General features: G+C 66.7%; 34 protein-coding genes. 20 read left to right on the plus strand and 14 right to left on the minus strand.

Features of this window, described 5'->3' with window-relative positions; translation table 11 throughout:
• From B0E41_RS17280 to B0E41_RS17340, 13 genes are all read right to left on the minus strand, one after another.
• Positions 1-1,311 (minus strand): DUF935 family protein (locus tag B0E41_RS17280; RefSeq protein WP_077332586.1); only part of this gene is annotated, 1,311 nt, incomplete at its 3' end.
• 20 nt (positions 1,312-1,331) lie between these two features.
• Positions 1,332-2,864, minus strand: coding sequence for a hypothetical protein (locus B0E41_RS17285; RefSeq protein ID WP_077332588.1), 1,533 nt, complete (start codon positions 2,862-2,864; stop codon positions 1,332-1,334).
• Positions 2,861-3,049: a hypothetical protein gene (locus B0E41_RS17290; protein WP_143433885.1), complete on the minus strand. Its 189-nt coding sequence runs from the start codon at positions 3,047-3,049 to the stop codon at positions 2,861-2,863. Before B0E41_RS17290 ends, B0E41_RS17285 begins: the two co-directional genes overlap by 4 nt.
• A gap of 8 nt (positions 3,050-3,057) precedes the next feature.
• Positions 3,058-3,357, minus strand: a complete 300-nt coding sequence (locus tag B0E41_RS17295; RefSeq protein ID WP_077332592.1) for a hypothetical protein — start codon at positions 3,355-3,357, stop codon at positions 3,058-3,060.
• A gap of 21 nt (positions 3,358-3,378) precedes the next feature.
• Positions 3,379-3,957: a phage protein Gp27 family protein gene (locus B0E41_RS17300; protein WP_077332594.1), complete on the minus strand. Its 579-nt coding sequence runs from the start codon at positions 3,955-3,957 to the stop codon at positions 3,379-3,381.
• Between the two features lie 3 nt (positions 3,958-3,960).
• Positions 3,961-4,281 (minus strand): hypothetical protein, encoded by a 321-nt coding sequence (locus B0E41_RS17305; RefSeq protein WP_077332596.1) that lies wholly within the window; start codon positions 4,279-4,281, stop codon positions 3,961-3,963.
• On the minus strand, positions 4,274-4,621 hold the full coding sequence (locus B0E41_RS17310; RefSeq protein ID WP_077332598.1) for a hypothetical protein: 348 nt from the start codon (positions 4,619-4,621) through the stop codon (positions 4,274-4,276). Before B0E41_RS17310 ends, B0E41_RS17305 begins: the two co-directional genes overlap by 8 nt.
• Positions 4,618-5,235 carry a hypothetical protein gene (locus tag B0E41_RS27180; RefSeq protein WP_077332600.1) on the minus strand — a complete coding sequence of 206 codons (618 nt, stop codon included), beginning with the start codon at positions 5,233-5,235 and terminating at the stop codon, positions 4,618-4,620. Before B0E41_RS27180 ends, B0E41_RS17310 begins: the two co-directional genes overlap by 4 nt.
• On the minus strand, positions 5,235-5,657 hold the full coding sequence (locus tag B0E41_RS17320) for a hypothetical protein (RefSeq protein ID WP_077332602.1): 423 nt from the start codon (positions 5,655-5,657) through the stop codon (positions 5,235-5,237). The genes B0E41_RS27180 and B0E41_RS17320 overlap by 1 nt, the downstream gene beginning before the upstream one ends.
• Positions 5,654-6,271 (minus strand): N-acetylmuramoyl-L-alanine amidase, encoded by a 618-nt coding sequence (locus B0E41_RS17325; protein ID WP_077332604.1) that lies wholly within the window; start codon positions 6,269-6,271, stop codon positions 5,654-5,656. The genes B0E41_RS17320 and B0E41_RS17325 overlap by 4 nt, the downstream gene beginning before the upstream one ends.
• A gap of 76 nt (positions 6,272-6,347) precedes the next feature.
• Positions 6,348-6,944, minus strand: coding sequence for a DUF4124 domain-containing protein (locus tag B0E41_RS27365; protein WP_077332606.1), 597 nt, complete (start codon positions 6,942-6,944; stop codon positions 6,348-6,350).
• Complete coding sequence (locus tag B0E41_RS17335) at positions 6,941-7,435, minus strand: hypothetical protein (RefSeq protein ID WP_077332608.1); 495 nt, start codon at positions 7,433-7,435, stop codon at positions 6,941-6,943. The genes B0E41_RS27365 and B0E41_RS17335 overlap by 4 nt, the downstream gene beginning before the upstream one ends.
• Positions 7,436-7,476: 41 nt before the next feature.
• Positions 7,477-7,926 (minus strand): helix-turn-helix domain-containing protein, encoded by a 450-nt coding sequence (locus tag B0E41_RS17340; RefSeq protein ID WP_077332610.1) that lies wholly within the window; start codon positions 7,924-7,926, stop codon positions 7,477-7,479.
• Positions 7,927-8,027: 101 nt separating this feature from the next.
• Here B0E41_RS17340 and B0E41_RS17345 point away from each other — a divergent pair, with 101 nt between their 5' ends.
• From B0E41_RS17345 to B0E41_RS17435, 20 genes are all read left to right on the plus strand, one after another.
• Positions 8,028-8,222: a hypothetical protein gene (locus B0E41_RS17345; RefSeq protein WP_077332612.1), complete on the plus strand. Its 195-nt coding sequence runs from the start codon at positions 8,028-8,030 to the stop codon at positions 8,220-8,222.
• Positions 8,223-8,258: 36 nt separating this feature from the next.
• Entirely contained in the window at positions 8,259-8,525 is a 267-nt protein-coding gene (locus B0E41_RS17350) for a hypothetical protein (protein WP_077332614.1), read from the plus strand.
• Positions 8,522-8,746, plus strand: a complete 225-nt coding sequence (locus tag B0E41_RS17355) for a hypothetical protein (protein ID WP_077332616.1) — start codon at positions 8,522-8,524, stop codon at positions 8,744-8,746. Before B0E41_RS17350 ends, B0E41_RS17355 begins: the two co-directional genes overlap by 4 nt.
• Entirely contained in the window at positions 8,743-9,051 is a 309-nt protein-coding gene (locus B0E41_RS17360; protein ID WP_077332618.1) for a helix-turn-helix domain-containing protein, read from the plus strand. Before B0E41_RS17355 ends, B0E41_RS17360 begins: the two co-directional genes overlap by 4 nt.
• 49 nt (positions 9,052-9,100) lie before the next feature.
• Entirely contained in the window at positions 9,101-9,979 is an 879-nt protein-coding gene (locus B0E41_RS17365; RefSeq protein WP_077332620.1) for a hypothetical protein, read from the plus strand.
• Between the two features lie 11 nt (positions 9,980-9,990).
• Positions 9,991-11,826, plus strand: coding sequence for a DDE-type integrase/transposase/recombinase (locus B0E41_RS17370; protein ID WP_143433886.1), 1,836 nt, complete (start codon positions 9,991-9,993; stop codon positions 11,824-11,826).
• Positions 11,826-13,040 (plus strand): AAA family ATPase, encoded by a 1,215-nt coding sequence (locus B0E41_RS17375; protein WP_077332624.1) that lies wholly within the window; start codon positions 11,826-11,828, stop codon positions 13,038-13,040. The genes B0E41_RS17370 and B0E41_RS17375 overlap by 1 nt, the downstream gene beginning before the upstream one ends.
• A 3-nt stretch (positions 13,041-13,043) precedes the next feature.
• The gene (locus B0E41_RS27190) at positions 13,044-13,208 is read left to right on the plus strand and encodes a hypothetical protein (RefSeq protein WP_171984804.1); all 165 of its coding nucleotides are present in this window, start codon (positions 13,044-13,046) and stop codon (positions 13,206-13,208) included.
• Positions 13,205-13,393 (plus strand): hypothetical protein, encoded by a 189-nt coding sequence (locus B0E41_RS17380; protein ID WP_077332626.1) that lies wholly within the window; start codon positions 13,205-13,207, stop codon positions 13,391-13,393. Before B0E41_RS27190 ends, B0E41_RS17380 begins: the two co-directional genes overlap by 4 nt.
• Positions 13,390-13,755, plus strand: a complete 366-nt coding sequence (locus tag B0E41_RS17385; protein ID WP_077332628.1) for a hypothetical protein — start codon at positions 13,390-13,392, stop codon at positions 13,753-13,755. The genes B0E41_RS17380 and B0E41_RS17385 overlap by 4 nt, the downstream gene beginning before the upstream one ends.
• Positions 13,752-14,048, plus strand: coding sequence for a hypothetical protein (locus B0E41_RS17390; protein WP_077332630.1), 297 nt, complete (start codon positions 13,752-13,754; stop codon positions 14,046-14,048). The genes B0E41_RS17385 and B0E41_RS17390 overlap by 4 nt, the downstream gene beginning before the upstream one ends.
• 13 nt (positions 14,049-14,061) lie before the next feature.
• The gene (locus B0E41_RS17395) at positions 14,062-14,589 is read left to right on the plus strand and encodes a host-nuclease inhibitor Gam family protein (protein ID WP_077332632.1); all 528 of its coding nucleotides are present in this window, start codon (positions 14,062-14,064) and stop codon (positions 14,587-14,589) included.
• Entirely contained in the window at positions 14,586-15,143 is a 558-nt protein-coding gene (locus B0E41_RS17400) for a hypothetical protein (RefSeq protein WP_077332634.1), read from the plus strand. Before B0E41_RS17395 ends, B0E41_RS17400 begins: the two co-directional genes overlap by 4 nt.
• Positions 15,140-15,532: a hypothetical protein gene (locus B0E41_RS17405; protein ID WP_143433887.1), complete on the plus strand. Its 393-nt coding sequence runs from the start codon at positions 15,140-15,142 to the stop codon at positions 15,530-15,532. The genes B0E41_RS17400 and B0E41_RS17405 overlap by 4 nt, the downstream gene beginning before the upstream one ends.
• Positions 15,532-16,233: a DUF2786 domain-containing protein gene (locus B0E41_RS17410; protein WP_077332638.1), complete on the plus strand. Its 702-nt coding sequence runs from the start codon at positions 15,532-15,534 to the stop codon at positions 16,231-16,233. Before B0E41_RS17405 ends, B0E41_RS17410 begins: the two co-directional genes overlap by 1 nt.
• Positions 16,230-16,469 (plus strand): hypothetical protein, encoded by a 240-nt coding sequence (locus B0E41_RS17415; protein ID WP_077332640.1) that lies wholly within the window; start codon positions 16,230-16,232, stop codon positions 16,467-16,469. Before B0E41_RS17410 ends, B0E41_RS17415 begins: the two co-directional genes overlap by 4 nt.
• The gene (locus B0E41_RS17420; protein WP_077332642.1) at positions 16,466-16,675 is read left to right on the plus strand and encodes a hypothetical protein; all 210 of its coding nucleotides are present in this window, start codon (positions 16,466-16,468) and stop codon (positions 16,673-16,675) included. The genes B0E41_RS17415 and B0E41_RS17420 overlap by 4 nt, the downstream gene beginning before the upstream one ends.
• 249 nt (positions 16,676-16,924) lie before the next feature.
• Positions 16,925-17,632, plus strand: a complete 708-nt coding sequence (locus B0E41_RS17425) for a regulatory protein GemA (RefSeq protein ID WP_077332644.1) — start codon at positions 16,925-16,927, stop codon at positions 17,630-17,632.
• Positions 17,629-18,000 (plus strand): Mor transcription activator family protein, encoded by a 372-nt coding sequence (locus B0E41_RS17430; RefSeq protein ID WP_077332646.1) that lies wholly within the window; start codon positions 17,629-17,631, stop codon positions 17,998-18,000. Before B0E41_RS17425 ends, B0E41_RS17430 begins: the two co-directional genes overlap by 4 nt.
• Before the next feature lie 107 nt (positions 18,001-18,107).
• Entirely contained in the window at positions 18,108-18,362 is a 255-nt protein-coding gene (locus B0E41_RS17435) for a hypothetical protein (RefSeq protein ID WP_253194960.1), read from the plus strand.
• Between the two features lie 9 nt (positions 18,363-18,371).
• Here the strand turns inward: B0E41_RS17435 and B0E41_RS17440 are convergent, their stop codons facing one another.
• The gene (locus B0E41_RS17440; RefSeq protein WP_077332648.1) at positions 18,372-19,505 is read right to left on the minus strand and encodes an ABC transporter substrate-binding protein; all 1,134 of its coding nucleotides are present in this window, start codon (positions 19,503-19,505) and stop codon (positions 18,372-18,374) included.
• Positions 19,506-19,635: the final 130 nt, after the last annotated feature.

A 19,635-nucleotide genomic window follows, 5' to 3' on the forward strand; every position in this document is an offset into this window, starting at 1 on the left:
CCCCGGGAGGGGAGGGAGTGATTCGGGGGCCGCTGGCTTGGCGGCTTGCGCGCCGGGGTTCGCCACCTGGCCGGGGCCAGCGCTGGCGATGTCGCCCGGCTGCAGGTTGTATTCCCGCGCCCAGTACTGCGGGCTGAACACCAGGCCGCTGCGGCTCATTTCGCCGTCGCGCTTGGCCTGCACCTCGCTGACCTGCTCTTCCTCGTACATCTCGAAGCGCGGCGCGGGGGCCTGCTCGGACTCATTCAGGTCGGTGAGCCAGCGCAGCAACTGGTTGATGGCGCCCTCGCACAGCTTGGCGTCTGCGTCGCTGAGCGTCTTCTCCACCTCGGCGCCTGCACTGGCGCTGGCCTTGTTGGCGCTGGCCTCGGTGGTCTGGTTTTGGCCGAGCAGCGCGATGTTCACCTCGCTGCGGCAGTACATGAGCAGCTCGCGGTAGGCGCCGGCCGCGTCGCCCTTGCTGCCCGTTTCCTTGATGTCCACGCTGCTGTCGTCAGGCACCACCGCCACGGCGTCTTGCACCATGGCTTCGAGCTGGTCGAGCAGCTCGTCCGTTTCCTTCTTGCCTGCGCTGCGCGGCTGTTTGCCGACGACCCAGGGCGTGCCGAACTTCTCGGCGAAGGTGACCCAGAACTTCAGGCCACCGCGCATGAAGGTGGTGGGCCAGAAGCACATGGACAGGTCGGCGAACCCGTAGGGGTTCACATAGCTGGCGTCCTGCCGGGGCACGAGGAACTTGCGGGGCTGCAGCTCTTCGCCGTGGATCGGGGCGGCGCGGCTCTTGAAGCGCAGTTGGCCGTCTGGCGAGAAGAGGAACCACTCCTGCGGCTTGGCCATCAGGCCCACAGGGCGCAGCGTGCCCTCTACTGTGGCCCACATGGTCTCCATGGGCACCCACCCGAACAGCGGCGCGTCGAGCATCTCGCCCAGGATCGCGTCGAGGTCGAGATCGGCCAGCGTGTCTTGCGCGATCTGCATCATGCGCGGGCTGGCCTTCTGGTCGGCGCGGGCGCCGGTCTGGCCGCTCACGCTGTCCACCAGGCGCCACTCGCGGCTGCGCACCGCTGCCTTGCGGCGGCGAATCGCGCCACCCACCGGGGCGGTGCCGCGCAGGTCGCGGTACACCGACACGTCTTTGCCCAGCTTCTTCAGGATCGGGTCGGGGTTGGGCAGGTACATGCCCAGCGCGGTGAAGTCGGGCGAGCGGTCGCGGGTAGCGATGTGATCGCTCAAGCCCTTGGTGGTGGCGCCCTCGGCGAAGCGGTGGATGCTGCCGTCCGCGAGATAGATGCCCCGGGTGTTTTTGCTCATGGTGTAAGCCTGTTTCTCTCTCAGTAACCGGCCATCTGGGCGCGGACGCTCTGGCGCGCGGGCCGGCTGGCCACATGCACCGGGCCGGCGTTCAGCTCTCGGCTGGCGTAGTAGGCGAGTGCCACGGCCACGGCCGCGTCGCCGTGGCGCTTGCCCTTGTCTTCGCCCTTGGTGCGCACGTCGGGCACGCGCGGCACACCGCGCACCACCTGGACGGCGCGCAGGTCGTTGAGCGTGTCGGCGTCTTTGGGCAGGTCCTGCAGGTTGCCGTCTTCCAGCGCGGCCTTGACCGGCGGCATGTGCTCGCGGTACCAGGCCTCGCTCAGCATCACCTGCTGGATGCGCGTGGCGCCGTAGCGCTGCATGGCCACCTCGGCCAGGAACTGGCCGTTGCCCCGCGCGTCGAACGCGCCGCCGGTGAAGCGCGGCAGGCGGTCGAGCAGGTAGAAGGCAATCTGCTCTTGCTGGCGGAACGGCACGTTGCGCAGCTCCACCGTGAACGGTACGCGGCGCACGAGGTTCTGGTGCTGGATCAGCGGCACCTCGACGGACAGGTCGCCCGAGCGGCCGAAGTCGCGGCCGTTGAAGCTGATCGCCTCGGCCGGCAGGCGCTCCAGGTGGGGCAGCATCTGCGCCTCCAGCCAGTCGCGCGCCTCGGCGGTGCGGATGCTGTCGCTCAGCAGCTCGAAGCCGGCCTTGCACTCCCAGCGCAGCACGGGCGTGTCGGCGCTCATGCGGCTCTCGATGAGGGCGCGGCTCAGCCAGGCGCCGGTGCCGTTGCTGGGGATGCAGTCCAGCTCTTCGGCGGCGCCGTCGCCATAGAAGGCGTACACGCCGGCCTTCCATGCGTCTTCTTCGGCGGCTGTCCAGACCTTGCCCAGGCGCATGCACACGCGCTTGTACAGGCCGTCGGCCACGGCTTCCTGGAACGTGACTCGGTGCACGGTGCCGGCGCGGCGGCCGGCGCGGATGTCGGTGATCAGCTCATTGAAGGGGTTGTCGTCGCCGTTGTGCGTTGAGATCACGCGCACCTTGCCGCCCCAGATCAGCATGGCCATCGCCGCCTTGAGCAGCTCGCCGAGCTGCTCGTGGAACGCGGCCTCGTCGATCACGATCACGCCCTGGCGCCCGCGCAGGTTGCTCGGGCGGCTGCTGAGCGCGACGATGCGGAAGCCGCTGGGGAAGCGGATCGTGTAGGTCTTGATCGCCTTGTCTTCCTCGCTCTCGCCGTCCCAGAAGCCGCCCTCGATCTCGCCCGCCGCGCGGTTGAACACCCTGGCCCACATCGCGCAGGCCTGGATGTATTCAATCGTCATGTCCTGGTTGTAGGCGATGTAGTAGACGTTCTGCCCACCCGCGATGCGCTCGCTGGCCGCTGTGAGCACGTTGTCCGATGCCTCGGCCCAGGTGAGGCCCGTGCGGCGGCTTTTCTCTTCGACCTTGAGCGGCGACGGGTCGGCCACCCAGCGCTGCTGGTAGCCCATGAGAACGGCCGCCGGCACCGCTTTGAGGGCGGTGTTCGGGACTTCGAAGGGGACGGTGGGGGCGGTCATTTGAAGATGGCGGCCAGCACCCAGGCGATGGCGATCACGAACAGCGCGGGCAGCAGCATCAAGATGCGCGTGATGCCGCCCATGAAGCCGCCGTCATCGGCCGGCCAGAAGAACGCCCACAGCAGCGCCAGCACGCTGACAACCGTGGGGATCGCCCACCAGCCCAAGACAAGCGAGATTTCCATGGTGGAGGTCACATCCATTGCTTGACGATCCAGCCGATGGCCAACATCACTGCCGGCTTCAGTGCCATGTGTATGACGCTGTCCAGAAGAGCTGCGGCCTTGTCTTTTCCGTCCTGCTCGGGCTTGGCTTGGTAGGTGAGAAACCCAACGACCAACGCCACACCGATTGCGGGCGCGAGGGTGAGCGCGGGCAGGTTGAAGGTGGGCACGATGAACCAGGCCCACAACAGCGTCAGCACAAACCCGTTCCAGATGGAGCCCAGGGCCAACAGCCCAAACATGCCAACGAACACGATCAATCCAGTCATCTAAGTTCTCCTTGTTGTGGGTCAGGCAGCAATGCCCAAAATCTCGCGCCTGATCTGCTTGGCCGCGTAGCCGCTCAGGCCGCCGCTGCGGGCGATCTTGTCCACGGTCTCGGCCGCTGCCTTGGCGCGGGCGCGGGCCTGGGCCTGGAAGGTCTTGAGGCCGATGCTTGACCTGGTCAAGGTGGCGATGTTTTTGGCGGCGGCGCTGAGCATGGCCACGCGGTCGCCTGGGTCGGCGGGCTTGCCGTCTTCGTCCAGCTCGTCGGCTTCCTGCAGCATGAGGATGGCTTCGAACAGCTCGGTCTGCACCAGCGCGGTGAGGGCCTCGCTGCGGGCGTCCTGGTCGTCGCCGGCCTGCGCCTGGATGAGCTTGGCGGCCTCGGTGCTGGCGCGGATGGCGGAGAGGCGCCGGTCGAGCTTGCTGCCGTAGCGGTGCAGCGCGCTGCGGCTGGGCAGGTCGCCGGCCTGGGCTTCGGCGGGGAAGCGCTCGCGCAGGTCGCCGATGAGCTCATCCAGCGTCTGCGCGCCGGTGGCGAGCATGGCTTCGATGTAGGTCTTGACCTCGGCCGGCAGGCGGCTGACGCTGGATTTGCGGGCCATGGCTCAGACCTTGGCTGGGCGGGCAATGCCCGGCTCCACGGCCACGGTGTATTGCGCCACGTCGAAGCCTTCGCGGGTGAGCTCGCAGCTGACCTGGTTGAGCGGGTCCACGTGCACCTTCATGAGCTCGCGGCTTTCGAGGTAGTCCAGCTCGCGCCGCACCTCCAGCACGGTGGCGTCGCTGTAAGCGCCTTGCACCACGCCCAGCAGCATGCGCAGCGTGGAGTGGGTGGGGCTGTTGATCTCGGCCGCCATCAGCAGCACCCAGCGGATGAACTCGCGGCGGGCACGCGCGGCCTGCTCGCGGATTTGGGCTTCATTCATGGTTCTTCTGGCCTCTCAGCAGGATGTTTTCAAAGCGCATGCCCATGGCGTCGAGCTTGGCCATGATGGTGGCGATGGTCTGGGCGTAGTCCTCGCGGCGCACGTAATGCAGCGGCAGGTCTGCCTTGAGCTGGAGGATTTCGCGCTCCATGCGCTGCCAGTTGCCGGCCTCGGCAGCGCTGGCTTGTTCGATCTTGTCCAGGCGCTGGCCCTGCACCTTGAAGCTGTCGTCGAGGTGTTTGGTCTGCTGCGTCATGAGCAGCTTGAGCAGCCCGATGAAGGCACCAAGCACCATGGCAATGAGCACGATGGTCTGCCAGAGGTCGAGGGAAAAGGTCATGGTCTCTGGCCCTCGGTGGGGCTCTTGGTTTGGGGGTTTGTGTGCCAGCTGATCAAGGCGTTCAGGCGCTCGCGGCACCCCTCGTATTGCTGCCCGGCGGTGGCGATCCAGACGGCGACGGCCGTGTCGGTGGCTTCCAGGGCGGGATGCTCGGCAGGGTCGGCAGGAAGCCCGGCGCTCGGGCTGTCTTGGCGCTCTGCGTGGGCAGGGGCGGCAGGGGCTCCACCGGCTGCAGCAGCTCGCGGCTGGGGCGCGGGCACTCCAGCGCCGGCAACGCTGATGCCGGTGGAGCCGTTGAGCACGCCGAGAGCGCGGCCAGACAGGCAAGCACGGCCAGAGGTAGCGGATTGAAGCGCACGGGTTTTCTCCTTGGTCAGGGTGGCGTTGGCCGCGAGGGTGGTGCTGAGCCGGGCGCCCAGGGTGTCGCTGCGGGTCTGGGCGTCTTGCACGCGCTGGGCGGCGGCGGTGACTGCCTTGCGCACGCTCTCTGTGTGGGCTTCGCGCAGGTCTGCGTTTTCAATGCGCAGCGGGGCGCGGCCGAGCTGCCAGCTGGCGGCGCCGCCCACGGCCGAGCCAGCGGCAAAGGCTGCGGCCAGGAGCCAGAGCTGCGCCATCATTTGGTGAACGCCCAAACAGCCAGGCAGGCGCACACCACGGTGAGCACCAGGGCAAGGGTGGCAACGCCGCCCAGCCACTGCTCAAAGCGGCCGGAGGGCATGGGCTGCTGGCTTGGGGCCAGCGGGGTCGGCTCTTTCACACGGCGGCGCAGGTCGGCGGCTTCGAGCTGGGCTTCGAACTCGTCCAGCTCCAGCTGCTCGCGCTCCACGGCCAGGCCGTCTTGCGACACCACGCGCAGCACCACGATGGCCAGCGCGATGCCGCCCGAGACATAGGGCCAGTAGCGTTCAGGGAACAGGGGCGCCACCAGGGGCAGCACCTCGCCCTGCACGGCCGAGAGCAGGGCCAGCAGCACGGCGGCCTGCACACTCAAGAAGCGCCACGCCAGCTTCCAGTCGGGGATGAGCTTGAGGTTCATGCGTCCACCGCGAAGATGTGGATTGGCAGGGGGCGCAATCCGTTGGAGAGCCAGGCATCGACATCGAAGCCGGGGCAGGTCTTGAGCCACTCGAAGGGCTCGGTCATGCCGTTGCCGTTCTTGTCGGGCGATAGATCGCGGTGCCCGCACACGCCGGCCAACACGTCGTAGCCCGGTGATGTGGCCTTGTTGACCCGGATTGCGGGGTTCAGCGGGATGCGCAGCTTGGCGGTGAGCTTGAGCACCAGCTGCGCCAGCGCCTCCCACTGCGCCCGGGTGTAGCGCCCGCTGCGCTCTGCGCCGCCCACGAGGCAGATGCCGATGGAGTGCGCGTTGAACTGCACGGCGTGCGCGCCGATCTCGTCCAGGTGGCGGCCGGTTAGGACCGTGCCGTCGAGGTCAATGACGTAGTGGTAGCCGATGCTGGGCAGCTCGGGGTTGAACGCCTGGCGTGCTGCGAAGCTGCGCTTGAACCCGCGAACGGCGTGCCAGCTGTTGATGACCTGGGCGGCACTCAGGTGGCCGGTCTTGCCCGGCGTGCCACGGTCAATGCGTTGACCGCTCGGCGTGGCCGAGCAGTGAATGACGATGAGGTTGGAGGTGCGAGCAGACATGCACGGCATCGTGCCGTGCGCGCGCGACCGCGTATTTGGAACGCGGGCGGGATTTCAGGTGGTTACTTGCGGGGCGTCAGCGCCCGCACTTGCGCGCTTCGCCGATCTGCTTCAGGCGTTCCACGCGCTCGGCTTCGCTGAGCCGGATGCTGGACGCGCTGGTCTCCATCGCCCTGATCTCCAAGGGTGTTGGGCAGTTGACCCCGGGGCCAGCGGCAGCGAGGGAGGATTCGGGGCGGTTCTGAATGCTGGTGACCACGCCGTCGTCGGTGTAGACGTACCAAGTCTGCCCGCGGCGCTCGTAGATGATCTGGTCTTTGCGCCGGCCCTGGTAGTTGTCGGCGTTGACCTTGGTCGGCGCGCCCATGGCCTGATCAAGCTCTGCACGGGTCATGCCGACGACGGGCTCACCGCGCGAGATAGCCTGGTTGATCTTGCTGCCCTGTTCGATGCTGGCAACCTCGCGCTTGGAGCGCTCTGCGGCCTGCAGACTGGCGGCGTTGACATGGCCGCTGGCCGGGCGCACGTTGAGCGCCTCGCCCTTGCCCGCACACGGCGCGTCTTGAAACACCACCGCGCCGTCAGCGCCGGTGCATTTGTTGATGGCCCAGGTGGGAGCCGCAGCGGCACACGCGAGCAGCGCGGCGATGACCACCGTCGTGCGGCGGCTCATGCGCACTTGCTCGCCTTGACCACCGCATCAGGCAGGCCCTGCGTGGTGATCGGTTGCGTGTCCACCAGCCGGTCATAGGGCCAGAACTTCACGCGCATGCGCACGCTCTTGCCGAGCAGCAGCTCGTCCACCGCTTTGCCGCTGTCGCTCAGGTTCGCCCAGGTCTGCTGGGCTTTGGCGGCGGCGGGGTGAAAGGCGCCGGGCTCGACCTTGATGCCGGTGCCCGAGGCGTCGGGGTGCAGCAGGCCCTTGGTCTGCGTGTCCACGCGGATCGCGGCGAGCACCTTGCCGCCCGACACCGAGACCACCAGGCGAACCGGTGCCAGCTCTTGGCCGCGCCCTGTCTGCAGGTACTGCGCGGGTGAGACGGCGGCGCAGGTGGTGGCGCCCGTCATGGCGTCGTTGACGCGCTCAAACGTCCACGCGTCGGCGCTGAACGCGGGCAATGCAGCTGCTGCGATGGCTACGGCCACCAGGTGCTTTTTGTTCACGACTTCCTCCTGATTTTTTTGAGTCGAACTGGGGCGATGGGCTACAGCGATTTTCGTCGTCGCTCGTGCAGTGTGGGCGCTGTTGCTTCCTCTGCTTTGGGGTAGACCCCGCTCGGCGTCACTGCTACGGCACTCTGGCTCAAGCGCATGAGCAGGTCAAACAGAAGCTGCTGATCGGACTCGCTGCAGGTGTGCCAGGCCGACAGCAGTGCAGCGTCGTTTGCGCTGACCTTTTTGAGCGGCCGCCCCTCGCGAGCGGCCTGGATCATTTCCAACGCGGCCTGCGCCACGCCGCTGATCACGTACTCCGCATCAAAGCCGCGCTCGGCCGCCAGTGCGCGCACCTCGGCCTCGGGAAACGAGCCCCGGGCCTTGCGCTTGTTGAACGCAGACGCCGCCATGCCCAGCGCGTCGGCCACGTCTTTGTCTGCCTGAAGCGCGAGCGCCCCCTTGAGCCGCAGCAGCGCGGCCTCGAAAGAAAAGAAATCCATGGTCGCCCTTGCTTGTGTCGATTTATGGACTTACAATGTCCATAAATCGACATCTAAACGCACTTATCCGCACTCCGCATCCCCAAAAAAAGGAGCCAACGATGACCCCTCAACAACGCAAAGCCAAGTTCATTGCCCACGGCGAATCCATTGGTACCTGGGCAGACCAGCACGGCTTTCGCCGGCCGGATGTGTACCGCGTGCTCAACGGCCAAAGCCCCGCCCTTCGCGGCACCCAGCACCTGATCGCCGTGAAGTTGGGCATCAAGCCGGACCCGTCCAAAGCCACGGCCTAAGCCTCTCTTCAACCACTCACCAAGGGATTTTCACACATGAGCCTCACAGATGCCGCCCCCGTGTTGACCCACTGGATCAACCGCCGCCGCAGCTCGCTGAACGCTGCCGAGATCGCCAGCCGCAACGGCCTCCCCGCGCTGTACCTGCTGCGCGATTCGAGCCGCTGCGAGGCCCGCCTGAACAAGCTGGTGCGCCTGATCGAAAAGGCCTCGCTGCCGAGGGACTACCAGGGCCACAACCCTGTCATCAAGGGCCGGCTGGAGATCGCGCATCGGCAGGCCCAGCTCAGGAGCGCGGCATGAGCGCCGCCGCCGACACAGTCAACCAGGCCATGGGCTTGGGCTACACGCTGAACCGCCACGTGCCCGACATGGCCCGGGGGTTCGAGATCCACACGAGCTATGGCGTGCTGCACATCGACGCGGGCCGGCTGGCCGATCACATCGCCGACCTGGTGGCGCAGAGCGCCCGCCTGGAGCTGATGCGCCTGGACACGGTCTGCCGCATGGGAGAGCCCTCATGAGCGCCGCCGCCGACAAGGACGTGAGCGCGCAGGTGCTGCGGGCGCTGGCGATGCTGGAGGTGCTGAGCGGCGAGCTGCCCAACGGCATGAGCAACAAAGACATTGCCACGGCGCTGGACTGCCCGGCGCCCTACGTGACGCGCACCGCCGCGACGCTCATCGACAAGGGCTGGGTGGAGCGCACGCCCGAGGGGCGCTTTCGCATCACCTCCCGTTTCTCTCAGCTCAGCGTGCGCACCCTGCGCGCCTTCGAGAAGTGCGCCCAGCAGTTGGACGACATGAAGCGCAACTACCTGTTGGGCTGACCGCGCGTTTTCTCCCTCTCTCTCAACCACTGAAAAAGGAACACCCACCATGGGACGCACAGCAAACGAATCACAAGCACAAACGGCCGAGCCGGCAGCGGCGGGCGGCGCACTGGAAGTGCTGGAGGCATCGACACGGGAGCTGGCCACGCTGCAGGCCGACCAGGCGAGCAAGGCCATCGTGGTGGCGCGGCAGATCGGCTACGAGGGCTCGCTCTCGGTGGGCGCGATTGAAGACGAAATCCGCTTCTACCAGCGGCGCACGGTGGAGGCCATTCTGGAGACCGGCAAGCGCCTGCTGGTGCTCAAGGAATTGACGCCGCATGGCGAGTTCACCAAGCGCGTGGAGCTGCTCGGCCTGTCTGATCGCACGGCACAGCGCTTCATGCAGGCCGCTGCGAAGACGGCCAAATCCGCCAATTTGGCGGTTTTGGCCTCCCAGGTCAAAAGCGGCTCGGTCTTCCTGGAGCTGGTCACACACGACGACGACGTGCTGGACGGCCTGCAGGAAATGGACGACTTCGACCGCATGAGCGCCAGCCAGCTGCGTGAAGCGGCGCGCGGGCTTCAGGCGGACAAGGCGGCCACCGAGCAGTTGCTGACAGCGAAGAACAAGAAGATCGACGAGCTGGCCCGCAAGAGCAAGCGCTTCAACGTGCACGTTGATCTGCCAGAGGAGTTTGTCGCTGCCGATGCACTGGCCGGCGGCCTGAAGCGTGACGCGCTGGCGAAGCTGAAGGCTCTGCGCGAGATTCGCGAGCAGGCGATGGGCGAGCGCCCCGCCGACGAGGAAGGCCAGAAGGTCCACGACTCGGCGCTGGGCGCCCTGGCTGTGACCATGCGCGACGCGCTGCTGGCGATTGAAGAAGAGCTGGCGCGGTCGATGCAGGACTTCACCGACACCTTGAGCCTGTTCCTCCCCGAGTGAGCGAGGACACCATGGCAAGCAACAACAACAAGCCCTTCAGCGCCGACGCGCTGGTTGACCTGGTGGCTCTTCGCGACCAGCTCAACGCAGCGCCACACGGCGAGCGCAGGCCCATGGTGGAGCGCTTTGCCATGGGCCTGGGCCGGAGCACGGGCACGGTCTACAACTGGCTGCGCGAGCACGCCGATTACGACAGTGGGCGCAAGGCCCGGGCCGACAAGGGCAGCAGCCGCCTGCCTGAGGAATCTCTGCTGGCCATCGCGGCGATGAAGCGGGAGGGCGTGCGCATGAACGGCAAGCAGACGATGCCCACTTGCGTGGCGATGAATGTGGCCGACACCAACGGCATCACGGTGAACGTGAGCGCGAGCCAGGTGGCCCGGCTGCTGCGCACGCGGCGCATGGACACGGCCTCGGTGATGACGGCGCGCACGACCACCGAGCTGCGCAGCCCGAACCCGAACTACCTGCACCAGGTGGACCCGTCGCTGTGCTTGCTGTTTTACATGGGCGGGCGTCAGCACCTGATGACGGAACAGAAGTTCTACAAGAACAAGCAGGAGAACTACGCCAAGGTGAAGCTGAAGGTGTGGCGCTATGTGCGGGTGGACCACTTCAGCGGTGTGGTTGACGTGCGCTACTACGAGAGCGCGGGCGAAAACCAGCAGGTGTTGTTTGACTTCCTGATGTGGACGTGGGGCAAGCAAGAGGGCCGGCTGAACCACGGTGTGCCCCAGATGATGCTCTGGGACAAGGGCAGCGCCAACACCTCGCACGGCATTCAAAACCTGCTGGACAGCCTGGGCGTGAAGCACGAGACGCACGCGGCCGGGCACGCCTGGGCCAAGGGCGGCGTGGAGCAGGCCAACAACCTGGTGGAGACGCATTTCGAGAGCCGGCTGAAGCTGGAGCCGGTGAACAGCATCGAAGAGCTGAACGCGGCGGCGCTGAACTGGGCTCGCGATTGGAACGCGAACCTGCTCAAGCACATTGACGCGCGGCTGGTGCGGGCCTCGGGCGAGCCGATGGTGCGCGACGACTTGTGGGCGCTGATCTTGCGCACGCCGGGCGCGCTGATTGAGCTGCCGAGCCTGCAGGTGTGCCAGTGGTTCATGGCGGGGCGCGAGAAGGAACGCCAGGTGAACAACCTGGCGGTGAGCTTTGCCCACCCCGAGCTGGGCCGCGCGGCGCGCTACGACCTGCGGGCCTGGGCCGAGCACATCCACAACCGGCAGAAGGTCAGCGTCACGCCGCTGCTGCTGCGCGACGGCTTGCTGCGGGTGGAGATTCCGCGCGCTGGCGCCGAGGCGCTGATTGTCGAGGTGGAGCCGGTGCGCGAGTTCGACGCTTCGGGCCGCAACGCTGCGGCGCAGGTGATCGGCGAGGGCTACAGCCGCATGCCGGAAACGGCGGGCGAGGCGGTGGCACGCCGGCTGGCCATTGCGGCCTACGGCGACGGCATGACGGTGGACAAGGCCGACGAGAAGCGCGAGGCCAACGCCCGCCCGTTCGCCCACCTGAACGACGGCAAGGGCCTCACGGCCCACAGCCACCTGGGCACCGAAGAGCTGCCGCAGCGCCTGCTGCCGGCCGCTGCCGAGGTGGCCACCGAGGCGGTGCGCGCAGCGGGCCGCGCGGTGCGCGAGGTGCAGGCCGAGCCGCTGGGCCATGTGGAGGCGGCCAAGCGCCTGCGCGCCCTGGTGGGCAGCAGCTGGACGGCGGAGCACTTCGCCTGGCTGGCGCAGCGCCACCCGGGCGGCGTGCAGGAAGAGGCCCTGCAGGGCATTGCTGACGAGATCAAGGGCGGCAAGCAGATGACGGCGCTGCGCGCTGTGGGGGGCGCTTGATGGCCGCGCTGCAGCTCAAACAGGTGATGTCCGACGCGGGCATCAAACAGGCGGACATGGCGCGGGAGATGGGCATTGCACGCCCGACGCTGGGCGCGCTGATCAACCACGGGCAATGGCCGAGGTCGATTCACACGGCCGCGCTCAAGGACCTGTGCCTGTCATTTTTGATTGATTGCGGTGTCAGCGACCAGGCGCTGATCACCGTGTTTGAAGAGGTGCCGGAGCCATGTGTTGAAGACGTGGCCCCGGCGGTGTCCCTGGATTCATCAACCACTGACGAAAAGGACGACGCAATGTTACTGCGCAAACAAGGGCTGTCACCGGCCAGCAAGAAGCACTTTGGACTGTTCCGTGACCCGCTGGCCGACGAGGTGCAGAGCCACGAGGACGTGTTTGTTTCCCCCGACATCCGCTATGTGCGCGAGGCGATGTGGCAGACGGCGCGCCACGGCGGCTTCATTGCCGTGGTGGGCGAGAGCGGCAGCGGCAAGAGCACGCTGCGCCGCGATCTGATCGACCGCATCAACCGCGAGGGGCAGCACGTGGTGGTGATCGAACCCTATGTGCTGGGCATGGAGGACACCGACACCAAGGGCAAGACGCTCAAGGCGGGCCACATTGCCGAGGCGATTCTGACGGCGGTGGCGCCGCTGGAGGCACCGAAGAGCAGCCCGGAGGCGCGCTTCCGCCAGGTGCACCGGGTGCTGCGCGACAGCCGCCGCTCGGGCAACCAGCATGTGCTGGTGATCGAAGAGGCCCACGGCCTGCCGATCTCGACCTTGAAGCACCTGAAGCGGTTCTTCGAGCTGGAGGATGGGTTCGCCAAGTTGCTGAGCATCGTGCTGATCGGGCAGAGCGAGCTGCGCAGCAAGCTGAGCGAGAGCGACCCGAATGTGCGCGAGGTGGTGCAGCGCTGCGAGGTGGTGGAGCTGCAGCCGCTGGACGGCAAGCTGGAGGAATACCTGAAGTTCAAGTTTGACCGGGCGGGCAAGCCGGTGGTGGAGGTGATCGACCAGGCGGGCATTGACGCACTGCGCTCGCGCCTGACGACGACGCGCCTCGGCATGGGCCGCAAGGCCATGGGCGGCGAGTCGCCGGCCGTGAGCTTGCTGTACCCGTTGGCGGTGCAAAACCTGCTGACCGCGTGCATGAACATGGCCGCCGATCTCGGCGTGCCGAGGGTGACCGCCGATGTGGTGCGGGAGGTGTGAGCCATGGCACACCTTTTCAAAGTGTCGGTGACCCTGCAGGACGGCAAGCGCCTGCGCGGCTATGGCTTTTTTCTGGGCAACGGCGAGGCGCTGGAACAGATGTGGGCCGACTACCCGGATGCCTGCACCGTGGCCGCGATTCAGCTGACCGGGAGGGCCGCGCCATGAGTGCCCCCCGCTCCTCTTTTGACTTTGCCCCGGGCGCCATCGAACGCCACAAGGTGGGCCTGCTGGGCACGCCGGCCCAGCGCCGCGAACTGAAGCGCTGGCTGCTGCCGTCGCTGGCGTTCACGGTGGTGGTGGGGCTGTGCGCCCTGGCGGTGGGTGTGATCGCGGGGAGGTTCTTCCCATGAGCGCGCCGCTGAATGCCACCGGCTACACGGGCACCGTGCACCGTCAGTTCCCGGCGCTGAGCCGACCGGTGCGGGCCGACCCGATCTCGGCCGAGGCCGCCACGGCCTGGCGCTTTATGCGCGATGCGGGCGGCTTCTACACGGCCGCCGAGCTGGGCGCCGCGCTGCGGCCCGAGCTGACCCCGCAGCGCGCCGCCATGACGGCCAGCCGCTGGCTCGTGGCGCTTTTCCGGCGCCGCCACATTGCGGCCAACCCACGGGCGATTCGCATCAAGAGCTACGGCGTGACGACGCGCTGTTTTTCCATTCCGGGCGAGAGCCTGGAGCCAACCAACGAACCCACCACAGGGAGCCCTGAATGAACACCGAAACACTGGAATCTGCAGCCGCAACGCTGCAGCTCAACGACGCGCAGATGAGGCAGCAGGCTGACTTGATCGTGCGCCTCATGGGCATGGCGCAGATCGGCGTGCCGACGCCCGACGAAGGTGCCGTCACCACCCGCCCCGGGCTGGCTCTGATGGCGCTGGCTGCGGCATTTAAGGCCATCAGCGCAGCGCGGCCCGAGTGCACCCTGATGGGCGCCGAGATGGCCTTCGGCATGGGCCGCATGCTGGTGGAGATCCACGAGAAGCGCACCACTCCCACCCACTGACCAGGAGCAACCCATGACCCAGTTGACCGACATTGAAAAACGCGCCAAGGCGTTTGCGGACGCCCGCGCCGAGGTGACCGGCATCGTCACGGTGCTGAACGACGGCATCGACGCGCTCAAGCGCGACAACTTGCCCGCCCTCAAGCGCTGCATTGCCAAGGTGGCCGAGCGCCACGACAACCTGCGCGCCTTGATCGACGCCAACCCGCAGCTGTTCACCAAGCCCAAGACGGTGGTGTTTCACGGCGTGAAGGTGGGCTTCGCCAAGGGCAAGGGCGGCATCAAGTTCGACGACGCCGAGCAGGTGGTGAAGCTGATCAAGAAGCACCTGCCCGATCAGGCCGACGTGCTGATCATCACCAAGGAAACCCCGGCCAAGGACGCGCTGGCGCAGCTGAGCGCGGCCGACCTCAAGAAGATCGGCTGCACGGTGGTGAACACTGGCGAGCAGGTGGTGATCAAGCCTGCCGACAGCGAGGTGGACAAGCTGGTGGACACGCTGATCAAGGGCGCCACCGAGACCGAGGCGGAAGCGTCATGAGCGGCGGCCAATACACCCCCCGCGATGAAACGCTGCCCGCGCGCGTGGTGACCTTTTTCAGCCGCTGCCCGGACGAGGAGCTGAACGACCAGGACATTGCGAAGAAATGGCACGTGGACCCCAAGAACGTCAAGCTGCAGCTGCAGCTGGCGGTGGAAGCCGGCCTGCTGAAGATCGACGGCCGTGTCTACTCGGCCGGCCCGAACATCGGCCGCGTGAGCCCGTCGCCCGCTGCCGTCGCGACGGTGAACATGCCCTCGCAGCGCAAGACCCATGTGCGCACGACCATCGACATTGAGGCGATTGCGTTCGAGGACGCGCCCGCCGGGCTGGACAGCCCGAAGAAGGCGCACGACCGCTGGGTGGACAAGATGCGCACGATGCCGGAAGGCAAGAGCTTTGCCGTGCCACTGGAATACCGCCACGCCCTGCGCGCGGCCGTGACGGCGCTGCACAAGGAAGGCTGGAAGCTGTCGGTGGTGAATGAGGGCGCGACGGTTCGGGTGGTGTGCAAGGTGTCGCCGGTGCCGGCGGCTCGCGAGGTGGTGTCATGAGCGCCGCACAGCCGTTCTCCCGGGCAGGGCAGGCCGTGGTGCACCTCGTACAGCGCCTGCAGGCAGACCCCCGCCTGGCGTATCTCATCGGCCCGGGGTCTGAGTCGTTCGAGCTGCTGACTGCGGCGGCGGCGGATGCTTTGAGCATCGAGGCCGATGTTTACCGCGAGCGCGTGATGGGATGGCTGGCCCCGCAGCCGGTTCCGGCCATCGGCAAGGCAGCCGCAGTGATCGACCCGGAGTTGCTCGCCCGCATTGAGGCCTACGACGACAAGGTCCACGACGTGGACAGCCAGGACGATCTGAACATGCTGGCGAACCACTTCATTCGGCGCGGCCTGGACGTGGCCGAGGCAGAGCGCGACACGCAGACTGAGGAGTTGTTCTGATGACCCGCGACGAAGCACTCAAGAAGGTCAAGAAGTGCATGGCGCTGTCCCGCAGCGCCAACGAACACGAAGCAGCTGCAGCGATGCGCCAGGCACAAAAGCTGATGGCCGAGTTCGGTCTGGCCGAGCAGGACGTGTCGCTGGCTGACGTGCGCGAGGCCCGCGTCAAGACGCGCAGCGCCGCGATGAACACTTGGGAGGTCACCCTTGTCAATCTGGTGGCGAAAGCCTTCGGTTGCGAGCAGTTCCGTTCGGAGCGCGGCGGCTACAACGGCGCAGGCAACTGGGTGGTCGTTAAGGAGTGGGTGTTTGTTGGCCTGGACGCATCGGCCGATGTTGCCGGCTACGCCTGCGACGTGCTCTTGCGCCAGTGCTCGGTCGCTCGCCTGGCGCACATCGCCAAGCAGCCGAAGAACTGCAAGCCCATCACCAAGACGGCGCGCGGTGATGCGTTCGCCAAAGGGTGGGTGTGGGGCGTCGCCGAAAAGGTTGAGGCCTTCGCACAGCCGACCAGGAACGCGGCCCTACTGCTGACCTACATGGAGCGCAACCACGGCGAGATGAAGAGCACCAAGGTCCTGGACAAGTCCAAGCTCCGGAAGCTGGACGACGGGCACCTCAATGCTGGCTGGAACGCCGGTCGAAACGCCGAGCTTCACCGAGGCGTTGGCGGCGCAGAAGAGCGGAGGTTGATCGCATGAACCGCGCCGCACAGCTCCAGTTCAACGGCGCAGGCGCCTGGCGCGGCGCGCTCAACTTCGACGCGGGCAACGTCCCCAATGAGTTCTGGGAAGCGGCCGACCACCTGGCCCGGCTCAGTGGGTCCAACGTGACGATGCGCGCGGTGGCGTGCGAGCCCGGCCCGAGCGGTAGCCCAGTGGCCACCCGCACGCAGCTGATGCACTGGACGCGCAAGACGGGCTGGGTGAAGTCATGAGCGGCGGCCCCATCGCCCGCGCCAAGGGCGCCCAGAACTACCAGAGCGCGATGGAGCGCCAGCGCTGCGAGACCTGCGGGCAGTCGGTGGAGTGCTACGGCTCCACGCTGCAGTGCCGCCTGGGCTCGTTTCTCGTCACGAAGTATTCGGTGTGCGACCGCTGGGAATTGCGCCCCCGCCCGGGCTTCAAAACACCACCGATCTGAATGCCACACGCGCAGCCGGCCGCCTTGGGGCGCGATAGGCCGGTGGGGGTAAGCGGTGGGTGACCCGGTTTAAACCCAACTCCCGCAGTTCTGAGCGGCCCACGGCTGGTTCGATCCTTGGCCACTCGTGGGTTCTATCCCTCCTCAGGGGAGACGCTGAAAGGACCGGTTTCCCGGGGCCGCCGTAGAAGGCCCCGGTTTTTACCAAAGTGCACCACCAGGTGCGCTTCGGTAAGAAGGAGCCCCGATATGCAAGCCCAGCCCAAGCCCTATGTTTCCGCCCGCCGGCCCAACGCGGCCAGCGACAACCGCGCGCGCCTGATCCGCCTGGTGCATGTGGCGCGCCGTGATCTTCGGCTCGACGAGGAGACCTATCGTTCGGTGCTGCGCGCACAGGGCGGCGAGTCGTCGGCCAACATGAACGCCGCGCAGCTGCAGAAGGCGGTGGACGCGATGAAGGCGATGGGCTTCAAGGTGGCGAGCAAGGCGAAGCCGGCCGGTCGGGTGCGCAAGGCCCCCACCGCAGCACGCGCGGCCCAGCCCGGGGCGGTGGTGCTGGCAGGCGATGCCGAGTCGCGCAAGGCGCGGGCGATGTGGCTCACGCTGCACGCCATCGGCCAGGTGCGCGACCCGAGCGAGGCGGCGCTGTTGGCCTACGCGCGGCGCCAGACGGGCGTGGACCGCATGGAATGGGTCAGCGACATGGTGCCGGTGCTGGAGCCGCTGAAAGCGTGGCTGCTGCGCTCGCTGCCGCAGGTGCTGGCGCCGTACCTGCGCGAGCCTGCAAAAACCTGGGCTTCGCACAAGGACGCCATCTGGCACGACAATTGGTTACAAGCCGTTCGCCGACTGGTGTACGGCCTGGAGAAACGCCACGTGCAGTTGGTCGATGAATACACCGACCTTTGGCAGCTCGCACAGTCGGCGGGGGTGACAGTTGAAGGGAGCAAAAAATGAAGATCAACAGCCAGCACATGGAGCGGCGGCGCAACAAGCTGCTGCAGGACACGGCCGATTTTTCCGCCCGCCGGATGGTGGAGCTGGGCGTGAACGAGAAGGCCGCAGACCTGATTGCGACGGACATCGCCGACCACCTGGCCGACGTGTGGGGCGGCCAGACGCTGAATTTTCCGAAGGACTATCTGCTCAAGCTGAGCCTCCAGGAGGACGAGGTCTACAGGAAGTTCAACGGCAACAACTACGCCGAGCTGGCGCTGGAATACGGGATCAGCGAGCGCGGGATGCAGAAGAAGATCGCCCGCATCAAGGAACGGCTCAAGCGCCAGGCGGCGGGGGCGCCGACGCTGTTCGGATCGCTCGCGTAGCCCCATAATCACTCCACCCAACGGCCCAATTTTCTCGGGCCGTTTTTGTTTCAACTGCCGTAACGGCGTTACTTCACGCGTCCCGATAATTCCCGGCCCGTCCCGGCATGTCCCGATTTATCCAATGGCCCGCCGTGGAGTTATCTCTCTCCCTTTCACCCACCTTGGCCCTGGGCGGGCCGGACGATGTGGGCGAGGCCAGCTGGGAGCGGCAAGGCCGCTGGATTCCCACCACCGGCGTCGACCAATACGCCGCCACCTTGCTCAAATGGTTCGGCGCCAACGACAGCCAGCTCAACACCATCCTGCCCAACCTCGGCAATTTCGGTTCGGCCCGCGACCTCGGTTTCCTGGCCGCCTGATCGCCCGCGTCAGCGCCGAAACCTGCCGGCGGCGTCCACGATGGACAGGTCGGCGAAATCAAGGCCGGTGTGGTTGCTGGCGCTGTAGTCGACCGTGAGCCCACCCAGGTTGAAGTTGCGGATGCCTTCAAGGGCATCGCGCAGCCCGGCGGACGTCGGGTTGGGGCCAGCGCGCTTGAGGCCCTCCACCAGCACCTTGGCCGCGGCGTAGCCTTCCATCATCGCGGGTGATACGCTGCTCAGCCCTTTGGTTTGGGCCAGTTCCAGCGCTTCCTTAATCAATGGCGAGCTGACGGAGCGTTCGTTCGGAAAGACCTGCGTCACGATCACACCACGGGCGTGTTCGCCCAGCAGCTTGATGAAGCCTTCGGACGCGTTGTTGGACAGCGTGACCACCTGGGCTCGCGAGCCCGCGGCGCGGACTGCCTTCACGGCCTCGGCGGTGTTGCCGGCCGATCCCAGAATCATCACGGCCTGTGCCCCGCTCTTGGCCACTTGCGGTGCCAGGGTGCTGAAATCAGGTTTGTCTCGGGGAAATTTTTCTTGAAGCACCGGCTTCAACCCAGCCGCCTTCAGCCCGCTTTCCGCTCCAATGGCCCCATCAGCACCAAAGGCGTCGTCGGTCTGCAGCACCGCGATGCGGGTGATGCCGATCGTGGCCAGGTGCTCGATGGCCTTGGCCGCCTCGCGCTGGTAGGTGGCGCGCACGTTGAACACCCAGGGGTTGACCGGTGTGTGCAGCGCCATGGCGCCGGTGCTGGGGGCCACCAGCGGCACTTTGTATTCCGCCAGCAAGGGCAGCAGGGCCTGTGCGTGCGGCGTGCCCCGGTTCAGAAACAGCGCAAGCACACCGCGTTTCGTGATCAGTTCGCGCGCCACCTCGACGGTCAGCTTGGGGTCGAACTTGTCGTCCACCGAAATCAGCTCGATCTTCTGGCCGTTCACGCCACCGCGGGCGTTCACCGCATCCAGGTAGAGCTTGGCGCCGTCAATGTTTTCCTTCACGCCCGCCGCCACCGAGCCGGTGATGCCCGTGGGCTGGCCGATGCGCAGTTGTGCCCAGGCGGGTGCGGCCAGCGCCGAGAACATGGCCGCCGCGGCAAGGGTCAGCCACAGGCGGCCGGGGCGAGGGATGCTTTTCATGTCTTTGTCTCCTGCTTGTGCACACAGTCTAGGGGTCCCGCGCCGCTTGGGGATTGTGGAAATGACGTAACGCCGCCGCGCTCCGATGGCTGGCGCTCCTAGAATGTTTGCCTCCCCACCGGAAGCCCCT

The sequence above is a fragment of the Hydrogenophaga sp. A37 genome (assembly GCF_002001205.1).
Lineage (GTDB): Bacteria > Pseudomonadota > Gammaproteobacteria > Burkholderiales > Burkholderiaceae_C > Hydrogenophaga.